Here is a 15,825-nt window from a genome sequence, read left to right as displayed (position 1 = left end):
AATCGTCGTGTGACCTGAACAAGGTCACGATCTCAAAGCCGCCCGCCGGGTGCATTCGACCGTCTGCACCGAGGCATGCCGGCGGGACGCTTGCCCCAAATTTCATTCGCAGTCGTACAATCCCGACATTCTTGTTGACGCAAGAACATCCAATGGTTGTATTGGATGTTCGGGGCGTGAATTGCGGGAGAGGCGGAAGCCCACCTGTCACTCCACGCGACCGCATGCGCGATGACGGCCTGTCCGGCTGCGAGTGAGGTGAGGTCATGGTGATCGCGTCAACCTGGGACACCGAGCGAGCCGACTATCGCGCCATCGTCAACGAATGGCACGTGGTCCGCCGCAGCGAGGAGGTCGCGGACGATGCCATCGTGCCGGCGCGCCTGCTTGGTGAGGATATCATCCTGTGGCGCCATGACGGCGAGGTTCACGCATGGAAGGACTATTGCCGTCATCGCGGTGCGCGCTTGTCGCTCGGCTGGGTGAAGGACGGTTGTGTCGTCTGTCCCTATCATGGCTGGGAATACGGCGCCGATGGAGCCTGCCGCCGGTACCCGGCCCATCCGACGACCCGGCCGACCAGCCGGGCCGCGGCATTCCGCCATCACGCGGTCGAGCGGTATGGATACATCTGGGTCTGCATGGGCAATCCGGTCGCCGCCGTTCCTCAGTTTCCCGTGTGGGACGATCCGACCTATCGCAAGGTCCAGGCCGGGCCGTACCACTACAACGCAAACGCCCTTCGTGCCGTGGAGAACTTCCTCGACCCCGCGCACTTTCCGTTCGTGCACGCCAACCTCAATGGCAATCCCGATGATCCCGACGAACTCGTGGATTACGATGTGGTGTTGTCGCATGAAGGCTTGCGCACAAGCGAGATCACCTTGTTTCAGCCCTACGGCGATCATCGCGGCATTCCCATCAATGCGGTCTATCGTTACTACTGCTTCCGCCCCACGACGGCCTATTTCAACAAGGAGACCGGCGAGGTCGAGCGCTTTTGCACGTTCCTGGCCGTCACGCCGGTCGATCTGGAAAATTGCGTGCTGCATCTGACGGCCGCCATCAATTATGGCTTTGACGTTGCCGTCGAGCAGATCGTAACCCGCATGGACAAGGTATACGAGCAGGATCGCGTGATCGTCGAATCGCAGCGCCCGCAGACCTTGCCGCTTCATCCCAAGGACGAGATCCATTTGAGAAGCGATCTTCTCGGCGTGGAGTATCGCCGCTGGCTTCGTGCTTTGGCGGGTGATGGACCCATGCCGGATCGCGCGCAAGAGCCGGCGGCCGAGGGCGCATCCTGAGGGATCGGGCGAAGCGCAACGCGAGCGAAGTTGAAGAAGCCGCCTTGAGCGCGGTGGGCTTCGTACGTTCCACCGCGTAAATAACATCATGTTAGGTTTCTCGCATAACTGGGTAATTGTGTTAGCCCGGTGAAAGCCTATTGTCGCGACCAATCAAACACCGATCGGCAGTGACAAGCGCGCGCGGACATCCGCAGGGCGCCGGGAAAGTGCTGCCCAATTTCTCCAAGAAGCCCGCCAACGGGACGTCAGCAAACCCAGGGAGGAATTTAGAGATGACCGCGATCCACGACATGAGTCAGTCCAGGAAGGCCGCTGCGAGCGGCTGGATCGGGTCGGCTCTCGAATATTATGACTTCTTCATCTACGCGACCGCCGCGTCGCTGATTTTCCCGCAAATCTTCTTCCCGTCGGACAATCCCACCGTCGCCATCGTCGCTTCGCTTGCGACCTATGGCGTAGGTTATGTGGCGCGTCCCATCGGCGCCTTCGTGCTCGGACATTGGGGCGACACCCATGGCCGCAAGACCGTTCTCATCCTCTGCATGTTCCTGATGGGCATCTCGACGATGGCGGTGGGTATCCTGCCGACCTATCATCAAGTCGGCATCCTGGCGCCGATCCTGCTCGTCATCCTTCGCCTCGTGCAGGGATTTGCCGTCGCCGGTGAGATCTCCGGGGCAAGCTCGATGATCCTGGAGCATGCGCCGTTCGGCCGGCGCGGCTTCTATGCGAGTTTTGCGCTCCAGGGCGTCCAGGCCGGACAAATCCTCGCGGCTGCGGTGTTCCTGCCGCTGGCGGCCTACATGCCAACCGAAGCCTTCAACAGCTGGGGCTGGCGCATCCCGTTCCTGCTGTCCTTCTTCGTCATCGTCGCAGGCTACATCATTCGTCGCGAAGTCGACGAGACCCCAGCCTTTGCCCGCGAGGGCGAGCGGGGAGAAACACCGCGGGCGCCCATCGTCCAGGCCATCAAGCTGAGCTGGCGCGACATGCTCAGGGTTATCTGCATGGCGCTGATGAACGTCATCCCGGTCGTTGCCACCATCTTCGGTGCGGCCTATGCGGTGCAGCCGGCCTATGGCATCGGTTTTGCCAAGGACGTCTATTTGTGGATCCCGGTGCTCGGAAACATGCTGGCCGTGTTCGTCATTCCCTTCGTCGGCAATCTCTCCGACAAGGTCGGCCGCAAGCCTCCGATCATCGCCGGCGCGCTGCTCTCCGGCTTGCTCGCCTTCGGCTACCTCTATGCCATCAGCATCAGGAACGTTCCGCTTGCGATCCTGCTGTCGCTGCTGATGTGGGGCGTCGTCTACCAGGGCTACAACGCGATCTTCCCGAGCTTCTACCCCGAGCTGTTTCCGACGCGAACACGTGTGTCGGCGATGGCGATCTCGCAGAACATAGGCACGACCATCACCGCGTTGCTCCCCGCGCTGTTTGCGATCGTGGCGCCTCCCGGCTCGGCCAACATTCCCTTGACGGTGGGGGCGATTGCCTTCGGCATCACACTCATCGCGGCGATGGCGGCCGTGACGGCCCGGGAAACCTATCGCATCCACATCGACGATCTCGGCAATCCCAAGGCCGTTCCGATGCCGCGGGCCGACTATGAGCGGCAGCGTGCGGAGGAGGGAAGCGGTGCGGCCGCAATTCCGACCTGATGCGCATGTGACGAAGCCATGCCGCTGCGATCGATGATGTTTGCAGCGGCAGGGCCTGATGCGTTACGTGATTGTCTATTCGAACTCCGTGCGCGCGAGCGCGATCATCATGAGGTCAAGGGATGAACCCCGTCGTCGTTGCTGTCGCTATCACCGGCTCCGTTCCGCGCAAGAAGGACAATCCGGCCGTACCGATCCTGCCGTCCGAGCAGATCGAGTCGACACACCAGGCCTTCGAAGCCGGCGCCACGCTCGCGCATATCCATGTGCGCAACGATGACGAGACGCCGTCCTCCGACCCCGAGCGTTTCGCGCTGGTGCAGGAGGGGATCAAAAAGCACTGCCCCGGCATGATCGTTCAGTTCTCGACCGGCGGGCGGGGCCGCGATCCCTCGGCGCGTGGATCGTCGCTCTATCTGAAGCCGGACATGGCCTCGCTGTCCACGGGCTCGGTAAACTTCCCGACGATCGTCTACGAGAACGGCGCCGCCCTGGTCGAGACCCTCGCCACCGGCATGAAGGCGAATGGCATCCGGCCGGAGATCGAGATCTTCGATCTGTCGCATCTCCATGGCGCCCGCCGCCTGATCGAGGCGGGGCTGATGGATGCGCGTCCGCATGTGCAGTTCGTGATGGGCGTCAAGAACGCGATGCCGGCCGACGAGCATGTCCTCGACATCCTGCTGGCAGAACTCCGTCGGCTGATACCGAACGCGACGTGGACTGCGGCCGGGATCGGGCGTCACCAGGCCGAGGTCATGGACTGGGCGCTGACGCGCGGCGCCGACGCGGTGCGCACCGGGCTCGAGGACAATATCAGGATCGACAGGACGCGCCTCGCCGCCAGCAATGCCGAGCTCGCGACCGTCGCCTGCGAGGCCGTCGTGCGGCACGGCCGGCGCGTTGCGACCGCGGTGGAGGCGCGATCCTTGCTCGGGCTTGCGGGGTAGGGGCTTGCCTGCTGCCTGCTGCTGACATGGTAAGGCCGCTCTGCGGCTGACGCTGCGGTGCCATTCGGAACCAACATTTCCGCGCGCTGAGTCTCCGGCTAAGACTGGAGGCACAGGCGTGATCTGCGCCTGCCGGGCAGGCGACGTTTGGAAATGCGATTCCTGAAATCTGACAGCAGACTCCTTGGAGTCATGCTGGTGCTGGCAATCACCCAACTCATCGGATGGGGCACGATCGGTCTTCCGCCGATCGTCGGCCGCGGCATTGCGGCCGATCTTGGCATGAGCCTGCCGATGGTGTTCGCGGGCACCTCCACGCTTTATGTCACCATGGGGCTCTGCGCGCCTTGGCTCGCCAGGGCGTTTGCACGGCACGGGGCCCGCAAGGTCATGATGCTGGGCACGGTCGTGGCCGTGCCGGGCTACGTCGTTCTGTCTCTTGCCCACGAGCCGATGCTCTATTTCGTGGCATGGGTCATTCTCGGCATGGGCGGAAGCGCCGCGCTGTCGACCGGCTCCTATATCATGCTCAACGAAGTCGCTGGGCGACACGCCAAGAGCGCGATTGGCGCGCTGATGCTGGTGACGGGACTGTCCGGCAGCATCTTCTGGCCGACCACCTCGTTTCTCAGCGGCCATTTCGGCTGGCGTGGCACCTGCCTCGTCTACGCCGCCATGCTGATCCTGGTTTCGCTTCCGCTCTATGCTTTCGCAACGCCGCGCCGGGCCGTCGCGAAGGAGGGGGGCACCGCTCCTGCAAGGCAAGCCAACGCGCTGTCAATCCCGCGGAGCACGTTCGGCCTCGTCGTCGCCGCGATCACCGTCAATGCCTTCGTCACCTTCGGCCTGAGCGCCGTCTTCATCGAATTGCTGCGGGCCGAGGGGCTGGCGCCGGCGCAGGCGATCGCCTTCGGCTCGATGCTCGGCGTGATTCAGGTCAGCGCCCGCGGGCTCGATTTCATGGGCGGAGGCCGCTGGGACGGAATCACGACCGGGCTTGTCGCCGGCACGGCGCTGCCCGTGGCCATGCTGCTCCTGATGCTGAGCGAGGGCGCGACCTGGGCGGTCGCGGTCTTCATCCTGCTGTACGGCGCCGGCAGCGGCGCCATGGCTGTGGCGCGGGCGACGATCCCGCTGGTGTTCTACGACCAGGCCGAGTTCGCCAAGGCGTCGTCGATGATCGCGCTGCCGCTCAATCTCGCTTCGGCCATCTCGCCGCCGCTGCTTGCCGCTCTGCTCACCCAGTTCGGCAGCCGCGGTGCGCTCGGTCTCACCTTTGTCTTCTCCTGTGCGGCCGTGCTGATCCTGGTTCTGCTGAGCCGGCGGCGGCCGCAGGCGGCTGCGGTGGCCGCGACCTGACCGGATAATATTCGCTGCGCGGAAATTGGCCGGCGCCGGTGGCCTCGCTGTCCGGCAGGGGATGGCCGTATGCCCCAGGTGCAGTGCTCAGGCCGCCAAAATGGTGTATCCGCAGGGAGCGCGGGCCGCGATCTCGCCGCCGCGCCAAGATCAGCTCTAAGATCCAGTTCCCGGAGGAAGCTTACATGTCGGCCCTGCCGCTCTCAGGCATCAAGATCCTTGACCTCACCCGCGTGCTTGCGGGGCCCTTGTCCGCCCAGATGCTGGGCGATCTCGGCGCGGAGGTGATCAAGATCGAGCGGCCCGGCACCGGCGACGACGCGCGCGCCTTCGGCCCGCCTTACCTGAGCGATCCCGAGGGCAAGGCCAACAACAACAACTCGTTCTATCTCTGCGCCAACCGCAACAAGAAGTCGGTCACGGTCAACATCGCCAAGCCCGAGGGGCAGGCGATCATCCGCGAGCTTGCCAAGGACGCCGACGTCTTCATGGAGAACTACAAGGTCGGCGATCTCAAGCGCTACGGCCTCGACTACGAGACCATCAAGGCGATTAACCCCGGCATCATCTATTGCTCCGTGACAGGCTTCGGCCAGACCGGGCCCTACGCGCCGCGCGCCGGCTATGATGCGATCCTCCAGGCGATGGGCGGGCTGATGAGCGTCACCGGCCATATCGACGGCGAGCCCGGCGAGGGCCCGATGAAGGTCGGCCCGTCGATCGTCGACTACATGACCGGCATGAACACCTCGATCGGCATCCTCTCGGCGCTCTATCATCGCGATGCCAATGACGGGCAGGGACAGCATATCGACGTCTGCCTGTTCGACACCGTCATCGCGTCGCTGTCGCACTGGCTGCAGATCTTCCTGGTCAACGGCAAGACGCCGCCGCGCCGCGGCACCTGGGGCAATGGCGGCATGCCGGCCGGCGTATTCCGCTGCACCGACGGCGAGCTGATGCTGGTGGTCGGCAATGACGGCCAGTTCCAGCGCACCTGCGCCGTGCTCGGCGCGCCCGAGCTGGCGACCGACAAGCGCTTCGTCAAGAACAACGATCGCGTCGTGCACGGCAAGGAGATCATGGCGATCTTCGCCGGCCTGTTCCTGAAGCAGCCGGTGGCCTACTGGCTGGACAAGCTCGAGGAGGCCGGCGTGCCGTCGGGCCCGATCAACAATTTCGAGCAGGTGTTTGCCGATCCGCACGTCCAGTCGCGCGGCATGCGGGTCAAGGTCGACCATCCCTTCGAGCCGGACCTCTCGCTGATCCGCAATGCGCTGACCCTCTCGGGCACCCCGATCGAGACCTACCGCGCCCCGCCGCTGTTAGGGGAACACACCCAGGAGATTCTCGGCGGCAAGCTCGGCTACGATGCCGGGAAGATCGACGAGCTAAAGAAGCTGGGGATCATCTGATCTCATGACCGGCAAGACCATCATCACCTGCGCCATCACCGGCAACCTGACAAAGCCCGAGCAGTCGCCGCATCTGCCGATCACGCCCGAGCAGATCGCGACCTCCGCGCTGGAAGCGGCTGAGGCCGGCGCTGCCATCGCCCATATCCATGTGCGCGATCCCGCGACGGGGCGGCCCTCGATGTCGGTCGACCTCTACCGCGAGGTGGTGGAAAAAATCCGCGCCCGCAACAAGAGCCTCATCATCAACCTCACCACCGGCCCCGGCGGGCGCTTCGTGCCCTCGATCGAGGATCCGCGCGTTGCCGGGCCCGGCACCACGCTGCTTCCCCCCGAAAAGCGCGTCGAGCATATCGAGCTGCTGAAGCCCGACATCTGCACGCTCGATCTCAACACCATGAATTCGGGCGGCGAGGTCGTGATCAACACGCCGCGCAACGTCCGCATCATGGCCGAGCGGATGAAAGCGGCCGGCGTGCTGCCGGAGATCGAGTTGTTCGATTCCGGCGACTGTCATCTGGCGCGCGACCTGTTCGCCGACGGCACGCTGAAGGGGCCGGGGCTGTTCTCGCTCGTGCTCGGGGTGAAGTACGGCTTCTCGGCCACGCCGGAGACGATGTTCTATGCCCGCAGCCTGCTGCCGCCGGGCGCGATCTGGTCCGGCTTCGGGATCGGCCGCGCCGAATTCCCGATGGTGGCGCAGGCCTGGCTGCTCGGCGGCCATGTCCGCGTCGGCATGGAGGACAATCTCTATATGTCCAAGGGCGTGCTGGCGAAGACCAATGCCGAGTTGGTCGCGCATGCCGCAGGCATCCTGAAGAGCCTTGGCGCAAGCGTTGCGACCGCCGCCGACGCCCGCGCGATGCTGGGATTGGCGCAATAGTTTGGTGGCGGTCGTGTGACGCTCGCGCGGCCTTATGCGAAGCTTGCGCGCAATCCCCAGGTAAACCCGGTCCGTACAGATACAGGCTTCCGCTTCGCGCGCGAGTCAGATTCGATCTCTCCACTGACTTCGGGAGGGAAGTGAATGTCGTACACGATCGGGTTTCAGGCCAAGGACCAGAAAGCAATTCTGGCGACTGAAGCGGCCACCGCCAATCAGGCTGTCGCCATCATTGCTGCGCTGCGGCGAAGCGCCGACGAAATCAAGTTCATCCGCTCGCCGCAGGAAGGTGAGATGGGCATCGAGATGCTGCTGCTGCTCGCCAAGGAAGAGGCCGAGGAAATGCCGCAGCGGGTGTAACCCCGCCCCCGCGATCACACTTCGATCAGAGGCGAAGCATGCCGGCTGCAGACTAATGTAGCAAGGCGTCACTCCCGCTTGAACCGAAGGTGGCCGCCCATGAAACGCGAAGCGCTCCGCGTCGAACCGATCTCGACCTTTCTCGATCGCGTGAAGGCGCCGGCTTCGCCGGTCACGCGCGCCGGCAACATGATCTTCGTTTCAGGCCTGCCGCCGTTCGACCCGGAGACGGGCGGGATCGCGGAGGTGCCGATCGAGCGGCAGAGCGAACTCGTCATGGAGCAGATGAAGCTGTGCCTGGAGACATCAGGCGCTTCGCTGGACAACGTCATGAAGTGCAACGTCTACTGCACCTCGACGAAACATTTCGCCGCGTTCAATGCGGTCTATGCCCGCTACTTCCCGCTCGATCCGCCGGCGCGCATTTTTGTCTGCACGCCGGAATGGTTCGGCCCCTTCGACGTCGAGATCGACTGCATCGCGATGGTATGAGGTGCTGTGGCGGCGCGGGCGGTGTGCTCCCTCGCCCCGCTTGCGGGGAGAGGGTTGGGGTGAGGGGGGCTCTCCGCGAGGGAGGTGACAGCGAGACTTGCGGAGAGTCCCCCTCACCCGGAATCCGCGCTGCGCGCGAATTCCGACCTCTCCCCGCAAGCGGGGAGAGGTGAACCGCCATCCGGCCTCACGCAAAACCACGACACGCCGACTAACGCGCCGCCACCTTCGACGGCGCCTTCATCTCGCTCCGGCCAGCCGTCAGCGCCATCGTCGCTACACTGACCACGCGGGCGACCACGTCCTCGACGTCGTCGAGATCGCATTTGCCTTCCGACAGTTTCGTCAGCCGCTCGCTCTCGCGGATGGTGTGATGCGCCATCGCGAGCGCGAAATTCAAACCCCAGTAAATATCGACGTCGCTGCGGTCGGGCAGGGCACGCCGCATTGCGCCGGCGAACTTGCGCAAATGGTCGATCTCGCGGTTCTTGATGCGGCGGATCGGCGGTACGGATTCGATCGAGGCGCGGATCATGAAGCGCGCCGCGGTGGAGCGCTGGTTCTCGGGGCCGAGGCAGCCGCGCAGGGTCGGCCCGACCAGCGCGTGCAGAATCACCTCGATCGGCGCGCGGCCGCCGCCTTGTTCCTCCGCAGCCTTCAACTCGCGCAAGCGTTCGCGGTTGGTGGCGATCGAGCGCGTCACGAATAATTCCGCGATCAGCTCGTCCTTCGAGCCGAAATGATAGTTCACCGCAGCCAGATTGACATTCGCCTCCGCGACGATGTCGCGCAGCGTCACGTCGCCGAAGCCGCGATCGGCATAGAGCCGTTCGGCGGCGGCGAGAATGGCAGACCTCGTATGATCGCTGGCCATGGATGCCCTCAGGGAGGGGAGTTGCAATTCAAACACTTGTATGAAACTATCGTTTGAAGGCCGGAGAATGTCAATCCGCATGATGGAATTGAGCCGCATCAAAGCGGCACGGGTTCCATCGGGTATCTGCCAGCAGCCGGAATGGCGCTTGCGGGCCGCGTATCGCGGGAGGACAGTCCGGCGCAAAACGAGATTTCAAAGAGAGACCGAGGAGCGTCCCATGGATTTCGATCTGTCCCGCAAGCAGAAGGAATGGCTCGACCGCGTGCAGTCCTTCATGGTCAAGCACGTGCGCCCTGCTGTGCCGATCTATAACGAGCAGGATCACAGCGGCGAGCGCTGGAAGGTCATTCCGGTTCTGGAAGACCTCAAGAAGATTGCGAAGGCCGAAGGCCTTTGGAACATGTTCATGCCGCCGAACGAGCATGAGGACGACGAATTCCGCGGAGCGGGATTGAGCAATCTCGAATACGCGCTGCTGTCGGAAGAGATGGGCCGCATCACCTGGGCTTCGGAAGTGTTCAACTGTTCCGCGCCCGACACCGGCAACATGGAAGTGTTCATGCGCTACGGCTCCAAGGAGCAAAAGCGCAAATGGCTGCGTCCCCTGATGGATGGTGAGATCCGCTCGGCCTTCCTGATGACGGAACCGGCGGTGGCCTCGTCCGACGCCACCAACATCGAGACCAGCATCAAGAAGGATGGCGATCATTACGTCATCAACGGCCGCAAGTGGTGGTCGTCCGGCGTCGGCGATCCCCGCTGCAAGATCGCGATCCTGATGGGCAAGACCGATTTCAACGCGGCCAAGCATCAGCAGCAATCGCAGATCCTGGTTCCGCTCGACACCCCCGGCATCAAGGTGGAGAAAATGCTGCCCGTGTTCGGCTTCGACGACGCGCCGCACGGCCATGCCCAGGTGCTGCTCGAGAACGTGCGCGTGCCGAAGGAGAACATCCTGCTCGGCGAGGGCCGCGGCTTCGAGATCGCGCAGGGCCGTCTCGGCCCCGGCCGTATCCATCACTGCATGCGCACCATCGGCAAGGCCGAGGAGGCGCTGGAGAAGATGGTGAAGCGGCTCACCTCGCGCACCGCCTTCGGCAAGAAGATCGTCGAGCACTCGGTGTGGGAGCAGCGCATCGGCGATGCCCGCACCAACATCGAGATGACCCGCCTGCTGTGTCTCAAGGCCGCCGACATGATGGACAAGGTCGGCAACAAGACCGCGCAGGCCGAGATCGCCATGATCAAGGTCGCAGCGCCCAACATGGCGCTGAAGATCATCGACGAGGCGATCCAGTCGTTCGGTGGCGCCGGCGTCTCGGATGAGGCGGGCCTTGCCAAGGATTACGCCCACATCCGCACGCTGCGTCTCGCCGACGGTCCGGACGAGGTGCACAATCGCGCCATTGCAAGGCTCGAGGTTCGGAAGTATGCCAATTCTCCCAAGCATTAAGCGGGAGAGCATGCTGGCGCTCCCGATCTGAAGAAACGACAGGGCATGATCCGTGATCGGATGACCGCTTGACGCAAGTGCAAGAGCGGTTACCGATTAGGATCATGCGCGGCCTTAAAAGGTCAGGACTGAAGAGGGAGCGTCACCGTGGCTGACGGCGTCAGGAAAGACGAAGAGTTCTCGGGCACCAAGCCGGTTGAGGAGCGTCATCGCATCGACGAGATGCGGCTCGAAGCCTGGCTGCGCGACAACGTCGAAGGCTACGAGGGGCCGCTGGTCGTCCTTCAGTTCAAGGGCGGGCAGTCCAATCCGACCTACCGGCTGAACACGCCGAACCGCTCCTACGTGATGCGCAGAAAGCCGTTCGGCAAATTGCTGCCGTCCGCGCATGCGGTCGATCGCGAATATCGCGTCATCGCGGCCCTTGGAAAGCAGGGTTTCCCGGTCGCGCGCGCCTATGCGCTGTGCCAGGACGACAGCATCATCGGTTCGGCCTTCTACATCATGTCGATGGAAGACGGCCGGGTGTTCTGGGATCCGACGCTGCCGAGCCAGACGCCGGAGGATCGCCGCAAAATCTTCACCAGCAAGATCGAGACGCTGGCGAAGCTGCACATGTTCGATCCCACCGCGATCGGCCTCGGCGATTTCGGCAAGCCCGGCAATTATTTCGCGCGGCAGATCGATCGCTGGACCAAGCAGTATCGTGCGTCCGAGACGCAGCACATTCCGGAGTTCGAGAAGGTCGCCGAATGGCTGCCGAAGACCGTGCCGGAACAGGCGCGGGTCTCGATCGTCCATGGCGACTATCGCCTCGACAACATGATTTTCCACGCGACGGAACCGCACGTGCAGGCCGTGCTCGACTGGGAGCTGTCGACGCTCGGCGATCCCATGGCCGATTTCACTTATCTGCTGATGCAGTGGGTCATGCCGGGCCTCGACGGCGCCGACCTCAAGGCGCTCAACATTCCGAGCGTGGAAGAGGCAGCCCAGATCTATTGCAACGTCACCAAGATGACGGTGCCTGATCTCAACTGGTACTTCTCCTACAATTTGTTCCGCCTCGCCGGCATCACCCAAGGCATCGCCGGCCGCGTCCGCGACGGCACCGCCGCGAATGCCAAGGCGCTGGAGTCAGCCAAGCGCACCGTGCCGCTGTCGAAAGCGTCGTGGGAGTACGCGCAGAAGGCGGGCGCGGTGTAGGAACGAAGGCGCGGCGGTGGCCGCGCCTTTTGCTTTTGGCGCACTTTTGCGCGGTCCTGCCGCTCTCGTGTCCCGGACGCGCTGCTGCATGTAACGCTGCTGCGCAGAGCCGGGACCCAGCCCGTAAGCCGGATGGAGCGCAGCGCAATCCGGGACATCTTCGCCGCGCACGTTGCGCCAAGCCTAGCTTGTCCCGCCACCAGGCGTGACCATATCTGCTCCGCAAGGGGACGATCATGATCCAGCAACTGCGCATCTACGAAATCTTCGAGAAGAACAAGGCCGCATTCCACGCCCGGTTCCGCGATCACGCGGCCCGCATCATGCGAACCCGATACGGTTTTCAGATCTTGGCGATGTGGGAAACCAAATTCGGCGAACGCACCGAGTTCGTATATCTCCTGGAATGGCCTGACGAGGCGGCCAAGATTTCGGCATGGATGGCCTTCATGGCCGATGCCGAGTGGGCCGAGATCAAGCGCGTGACGAGTGCCGAGCATGGCGCGATGGTCGGCCAGATCGAGGACCGCCTGCTTGCGCCGGTGGATTATACTCCGTCGGTCGGCTTGTTGCGCTGATCCAGCTTCAATGCTGTCCTTGCAAACGTGGGCGTCGGTGCAGGGCTACTCCGGCAGCTCCAGCGGCGCCTCGAAGAAGTGGCGGTAGGCGTGAGACAGAAAGCCGACGCCGATCGGAAGTATAAGCAGATAATAGACAGCGACCACCGTGTTGACGGCCGTCATTTCGGCGGCAAGTTCGGGGCCCCTTTGCAGCGCAGGGTGGGGAAGCCCGAACCTCAACAGGAATGCGATCTGGATGATCAGGATCGGTGGAATCGTAGTCGCAAAGATCCCACCGAGCAGTCGCCAGACATTCCCTTGAGTGCGATTCCAGGCCTGCTTGAAGGTCAGGCGGGTATTGCCGACCGCGCGCGCAGGCAAGAGCAGGGTCAGGCGCATCGCAATGAAGAGCGCAACTGCATAGGCAGCTAACACAACCGGGATGATTAGGAAGAATGCCGATTTGGCCTGCATTGCAGCAAAAGATCAGCAAGGCGCCCGGAAGCAGGATGATGGCTGCCATCGGCAGGAATGCCATCAAGGCGAGCGTAATCGCAGTCAAGATGTAGTTCCAGAGCGTTCGGCTCGCGATGTTGACGCCACTGAGGCGGGGGTGCTCGCCCATGATCAACAGCCGGTGCCATGCGACGGCGATGCTAATGCCGGCCAGCAGGAAAACGACGTTGTCGAGGCCTACGAGAATGATCAGCTCGATGGGGCTTGCCAGCTCTGGTCTGAAGCCGGCTTTCATGTTCGCCGTCATCTCAGCCATCCGAGACCATTGCGACCAGCTCGCCGCGCTCGTCAGGACGGCAGCCGCGATCAGCCAGAGCCAGGTCGTCCGCAGGGCGTCGATGAAATTGCGGAAATAGGTTGAATAGGAGAGGCTGACGGTGTCCCAAAACGGCAACTTTGGATAGGGCCGCTCCAGGCGGCCTTCAGCAAGGCTCATGTCAACGTCAGCTCCATTTCGGCCAAGAGAATAGCATCGCTACTATAGATTGCATAGGGCGTGCTCGCGCTGTGTTGGAGAAGAGTTAAATGTTCGCCTGTAGCGATGCTCGCGCGTTGCGATCATGGCTTGCAGGCCGCTGTGCGAATGCAGGCTACCGGAATTCCCACATCTTCCGTCATTGCGAGCGCAGCGAAGCAATTCAGAATCTTTGCGGGGCGGCACTCTGGATTGCTTCGTCGCAAGCGCTCCTCGCAATGACGAGGATGGAGTTCGGAGTCGTCCCTAACAGCGTGCTCTCGTAGGGTGGGCAAAAGCGCGTAGCGCTGTGCCCACGGTCTCTTCGTGACGATCGCAGCAGTGGTGGGCACGCTTCGCTTTGCCCACCCTACGGCAGCGGTGCCTGCGGCTACCCCTTCGCACAATGCGCGATCAGCTTCTCGATGAACCCCGCGCACTTCTCCAGCTCGGCCATCTCCACGAACTCGTCCGGCGTGTGCGCCTGCGCGATCGAGCCCGGGCCGATCACGACTGACGGCACGTCGGCCATGCTGGCGAACAAACTCGCTTCGGTGCCGAACGCGACCTTGGCGTGGTCGTTGCGCCCCGCGAGGCTTTTGGCGAGCGTGACGATCGCGGCATCAGCGGTCGTGTCGAGGGCGGGGTAGTCGAGGATCTCCTCGAAATCGATGCCGCACTCAGGACTCCGCACCTTCATCGCGGGCTCGAGCTCGGCCTTGGCCCAGGCGACGATCGCATCCGTCACCTCGCGGGACTCGGTGATGCCGATGCCGCGGCATTCGAAATCCACCGTGCAGGTGTCGGGCACGATGTTCAGCGCCGCGCCGCCATGCACGATGCTGGTGAGCAGCGTCGAATGCGGGACGTCGTAGAGGCTGTCGGTCGCGCGCACGGCTGCGAGCGCGACGGCGCGGCGGCGGATCTCGACGATCAGCTCAGCGGCATATTCGATCGCGTTGACGCCGTCGGGCGCGATCGAGGAATGGCGGGCGAGGCCGCGGAAGGTCGCGCGCACGCCATGCTTGCCCTTGTGGCCGATGATGACCTTCATCTCGGTGGGCTCGCCGATGAAGGCGCCGAGCGGTTTGATCCGCTTCTTCGCGACCTCGCGCAGCATCGGCCGCACGCCGACACAGCCGATCTCCTCGTCATAGGAAATCGCCAGATGAATCGGCGTCGCGAGTTTCGCTTCCAGCATCTCCGGCACCATGGCGAGGCACACCGCGACGAAGCCCTTCATGTCGGTGGTGCCGCGGCCGTAGAGCTTGCCGTCGCGCTCGACCAGCTTGAACGGATCGTGGCTCCAGTCCTGGCCCACCACCGGCACCACGTCGGTGTGGCCCGACAGCACGAGGCCGGGGCGATCTTCCGGCCCGATCGTGACCCAGAGCGAAGCCTTCTGCCCGGTGTCGTCGGTGATGCGCTCACCCTTGATGCCGAGGAAAGCGAGATAGCTCTCGATGTGGGCGATCAGGGGCAAATTGGTGCGATCGCTGATCGTGTCGAAACCGACGAGGTCGGCGAGGAGGTGGCGGATGCGATCGGCTCGGGAGCTCGGAAAGATCGGGTTGGGCATTGTCATTTCTTGTCGGAGGACGGTGGCTGAGGCGCCTGCACGAACCATACCAACGGGGCGCGCAGATGAGCAAATTAACATCGTTTTGTAGGGTGGGTTAGCCTTGCGGCTGCGCGACGCGCAGTCGGAAGGCGTAACCCACCACTGTCTCTCTCCGCGGAACCAGAAGTGGTGGATTACGCCTTCGGCTAATCCACCTTACGCATCAATCCCTTGCGTTGCCCGCCGGGCAAAACACCCAGGCTGCCGGTCAACCCGCGCCGCGAAAAATATTCCACTTTACCGAAATTCGGAAATGGCGTATCCGTCGCGGCAACCCGGCCCAAGGAAGAGGGGCGTATCGCGATCGTCACGAACGCGGGCCGGGCGGCGGTGGACGTGAGTTACACTGGTGCGAAGGTGATCGCAGGGCGGGCAACCGTGAGCGATGGCGTCGCACGCACGACCGGTGTGATCCGCGTACGGCCAAATCGTGTCGTCCTGGCGCCCGGGGTCTGTGCGCCAAGTCTTGCGGTGATGTGTCTGGCCCAACCGGGTCTTCGCGTCAGTTATCTGCAAGGCGACGGGGGCAATAGTGCATCGCTCCCCGGGGAGAGCACGACATACGCCGTTCCAACCACTGCGCAGGGAAGGCCGGTTGTTGAGGCCACACCTGTATGCCGCTGTGCAAATTCTTGTTGCCACCTTCGCACAGTGGACCGTGGGTGCCCGGCCGGCACCCGGTCTTCCCTGCGCCCTCTTTCAATGGGG

General features: G+C 63.4%; 15 protein-coding genes. 12 read left to right on the top strand and 3 right to left on the bottom strand.

Annotated elements, in window-relative coordinates; genetic code table 11:
- The first annotated feature begins 266 nt into the window (after positions 1-266).
- From AB7532_RS22415 to AB7532_RS22380, 8 genes are all read left to right on the top strand, one after another.
- Positions 267-1,307, top strand: coding sequence for a Rieske 2Fe-2S domain-containing protein (locus AB7532_RS22415; protein WP_441236879.1), 1,041 nt, complete (start codon positions 267-269; stop codon positions 1,305-1,307).
- Positions 1,308-1,582: 275 nt separating this feature from the next.
- Positions 1,583-2,971 carry an MFS transporter gene (locus tag AB7532_RS22410; protein WP_441236878.1) on the top strand — a complete coding sequence of 463 codons (1,389 nt, stop codon included), beginning with the start codon at positions 1,583-1,585 and terminating at the stop codon, positions 2,969-2,971.
- Positions 2,972-3,093: 122 nt separating this feature from the next.
- Entirely contained in the window at positions 3,094-3,921 is an 828-nt protein-coding gene (locus AB7532_RS22405) for a 3-keto-5-aminohexanoate cleavage protein (RefSeq protein ID WP_441236877.1), read from the top strand.
- A 153-nt stretch (positions 3,922-4,074) separates the two neighbouring features.
- Positions 4,075-5,280 (top strand): MFS transporter, encoded by a 1,206-nt coding sequence (locus AB7532_RS22400; RefSeq protein ID WP_441236876.1) that lies wholly within the window; start codon positions 4,075-4,077, stop codon positions 5,278-5,280.
- Positions 5,281-5,465: 185 nt separating this feature from the next.
- Positions 5,466-6,695, top strand: coding sequence for a CaiB/BaiF CoA transferase family protein (locus tag AB7532_RS22395; RefSeq protein ID WP_441236875.1), 1,230 nt, complete (start codon positions 5,466-5,468; stop codon positions 6,693-6,695).
- 4 nt (positions 6,696-6,699) lie between these two features.
- Positions 6,700-7,578, top strand: coding sequence for a 3-keto-5-aminohexanoate cleavage protein (locus tag AB7532_RS22390; protein ID WP_441236874.1), 879 nt, complete (start codon positions 6,700-6,702; stop codon positions 7,576-7,578).
- A gap of 144 nt (positions 7,579-7,722) precedes the next feature.
- Complete coding sequence (locus AB7532_RS22385; RefSeq protein ID WP_441236873.1) at positions 7,723-7,938, top strand: hypothetical protein; 216 nt, start codon at positions 7,723-7,725, stop codon at positions 7,936-7,938.
- Positions 7,939-8,037: 99 nt separating this feature from the next.
- On the top strand, positions 8,038-8,430 hold the full coding sequence (locus AB7532_RS22380; protein ID WP_441236872.1) for a RidA family protein: 393 nt from the start codon (positions 8,038-8,040) through the stop codon (positions 8,428-8,430).
- A gap of 211 nt (positions 8,431-8,641) precedes the next feature.
- Here the strand turns inward: AB7532_RS22380 and AB7532_RS22375 are convergent, their stop codons facing one another.
- Positions 8,642-9,304 carry a TetR/AcrR family transcriptional regulator gene (locus tag AB7532_RS22375; protein WP_441236871.1) on the bottom strand — a complete coding sequence of 221 codons (663 nt, stop codon included), beginning with the start codon at positions 9,302-9,304 and terminating at the stop codon, positions 8,642-8,644.
- A gap of 220 nt (positions 9,305-9,524) precedes the next feature.
- Between AB7532_RS22375 and AB7532_RS22370 the strand changes: the two genes are divergently transcribed.
- The 3 genes from AB7532_RS22370 (at position 9,525) to AB7532_RS22360 (ending at position 12,544) form a co-directional block, all read left to right on the top strand.
- Positions 9,525-10,760, top strand: a complete 1,236-nt coding sequence (locus AB7532_RS22370; protein WP_441236870.1) for an acyl-CoA dehydrogenase family protein — start codon at positions 9,525-9,527, stop codon at positions 10,758-10,760.
- A gap of 147 nt (positions 10,761-10,907) precedes the next feature.
- Entirely contained in the window at positions 10,908-11,966 is a 1,059-nt protein-coding gene (locus AB7532_RS22365) for a phosphotransferase family protein (protein ID WP_441236869.1), read from the top strand.
- Between the two features lie 236 nt (positions 11,967-12,202).
- Positions 12,203-12,544, top strand: a complete 342-nt coding sequence (locus AB7532_RS22360; RefSeq protein WP_441236868.1) for an NIPSNAP family protein — start codon at positions 12,203-12,205, stop codon at positions 12,542-12,544.
- 45 nt (positions 12,545-12,589) lie between these two features.
- Here the strand turns inward: AB7532_RS22360 and AB7532_RS22355 are convergent, their stop codons facing one another.
- The gene (locus tag AB7532_RS22355; RefSeq protein ID WP_441236867.1) at positions 12,590-13,000 is read right to left on the bottom strand and encodes a hypothetical protein; all 411 of its coding nucleotides are present in this window, start codon (positions 12,998-13,000) and stop codon (positions 12,590-12,592) included.
- Here AB7532_RS22355 and AB7532_RS22350 point away from each other — a divergent pair.
- A complete protein-coding gene (locus tag AB7532_RS22350; protein WP_441236866.1) occupies positions 12,990-13,403 on the top strand; it encodes a hypothetical protein in 414 nt (137 codons plus the stop codon). The two genes, AB7532_RS22355 and AB7532_RS22350, sit on opposite strands and share 11 nt — an antisense overlap.
- A 484-nt stretch (positions 13,404-13,887) precedes the next feature.
- Here AB7532_RS22350 and argE read toward each other — a convergent pair whose 3' ends face one another.
- Positions 13,888-15,075: an acetylornithine deacetylase gene (gene argE / locus AB7532_RS22345; protein ID WP_441236865.1), complete on the bottom strand. Its 1,188-nt coding sequence runs from the start codon at positions 15,073-15,075 to the stop codon at positions 13,888-13,890.
- Positions 15,076-15,825: the final 750 nt, after the last annotated feature.

The organism is Bradyrhizobium sp. 930_D9_N1_4 (assembly GCF_052076015.1).
Classification (GTDB): Bacteria; Pseudomonadota; Alphaproteobacteria; order Rhizobiales; family Xanthobacteraceae; genus Bradyrhizobium.
This window is presented reverse-complemented; position numbering and strand designations above follow the sequence as displayed.

Bases quoted from the DNA above. Each gene is read 5' to 3' on its own strand.
- argE (WP_441236865.1), bottom strand. From the start codon at position 15,075: ATGCCCAACCCGATCTTTCCGAGCTCCCGAGCCGATCGCATCCGCCAC.
- AB7532_RS22395 (WP_441236875.1), top strand. From the start codon at position 5,466: ATGTCGGCCCTGCCGCTCTCAGGCATCAAGATCCTTGACCTCACCCGC.
- AB7532_RS22380 (WP_441236872.1), top strand. From the start codon at position 8,038: ATGAAACGCGAAGCGCTCCGCGTCGAACCGATCTCGACCTTTCTCGAT.
- AB7532_RS22360 (WP_441236868.1), top strand. From the start codon at position 12,203: ATGATCCAGCAACTGCGCATCTACGAAATCTTCGAGAAGAACAAGGCC.
- AB7532_RS22400 (WP_441236876.1), top strand. From the start codon at position 4,075: ATGCGATTCCTGAAATCTGACAGCAGACTCCTTGGAGTCATGCTGGTG.
- AB7532_RS22375 (WP_441236871.1), bottom strand. From the start codon at position 9,304: ATGGCCAGCGATCATACGAGGTCTGCCATTCTCGCCGCCGCCGAACGG.
- AB7532_RS22415 (WP_441236879.1), top strand. From the start codon at position 267: ATGGTGATCGCGTCAACCTGGGACACCGAGCGAGCCGACTATCGCGCC.
- AB7532_RS22355 (WP_441236867.1), bottom strand. From the start codon at position 13,000: ATGCAGGCCAAATCGGCATTCTTCCTAATCATCCCGGTTGTGTTAGCT.
- AB7532_RS22410 (WP_441236878.1), top strand. From the start codon at position 1,583: ATGACCGCGATCCACGACATGAGTCAGTCCAGGAAGGCCGCTGCGAGC.
- AB7532_RS22370 (WP_441236870.1), top strand. From the start codon at position 9,525: ATGGATTTCGATCTGTCCCGCAAGCAGAAGGAATGGCTCGACCGCGTG.
- AB7532_RS22385 (WP_441236873.1), top strand. From the start codon at position 7,723: ATGTCGTACACGATCGGGTTTCAGGCCAAGGACCAGAAAGCAATTCTG.
- AB7532_RS22405 (WP_441236877.1), top strand. From the start codon at position 3,094: ATGAACCCCGTCGTCGTTGCTGTCGCTATCACCGGCTCCGTTCCGCGC.
- AB7532_RS22390 (WP_441236874.1), top strand. From the start codon at position 6,700: ATGACCGGCAAGACCATCATCACCTGCGCCATCACCGGCAACCTGACA.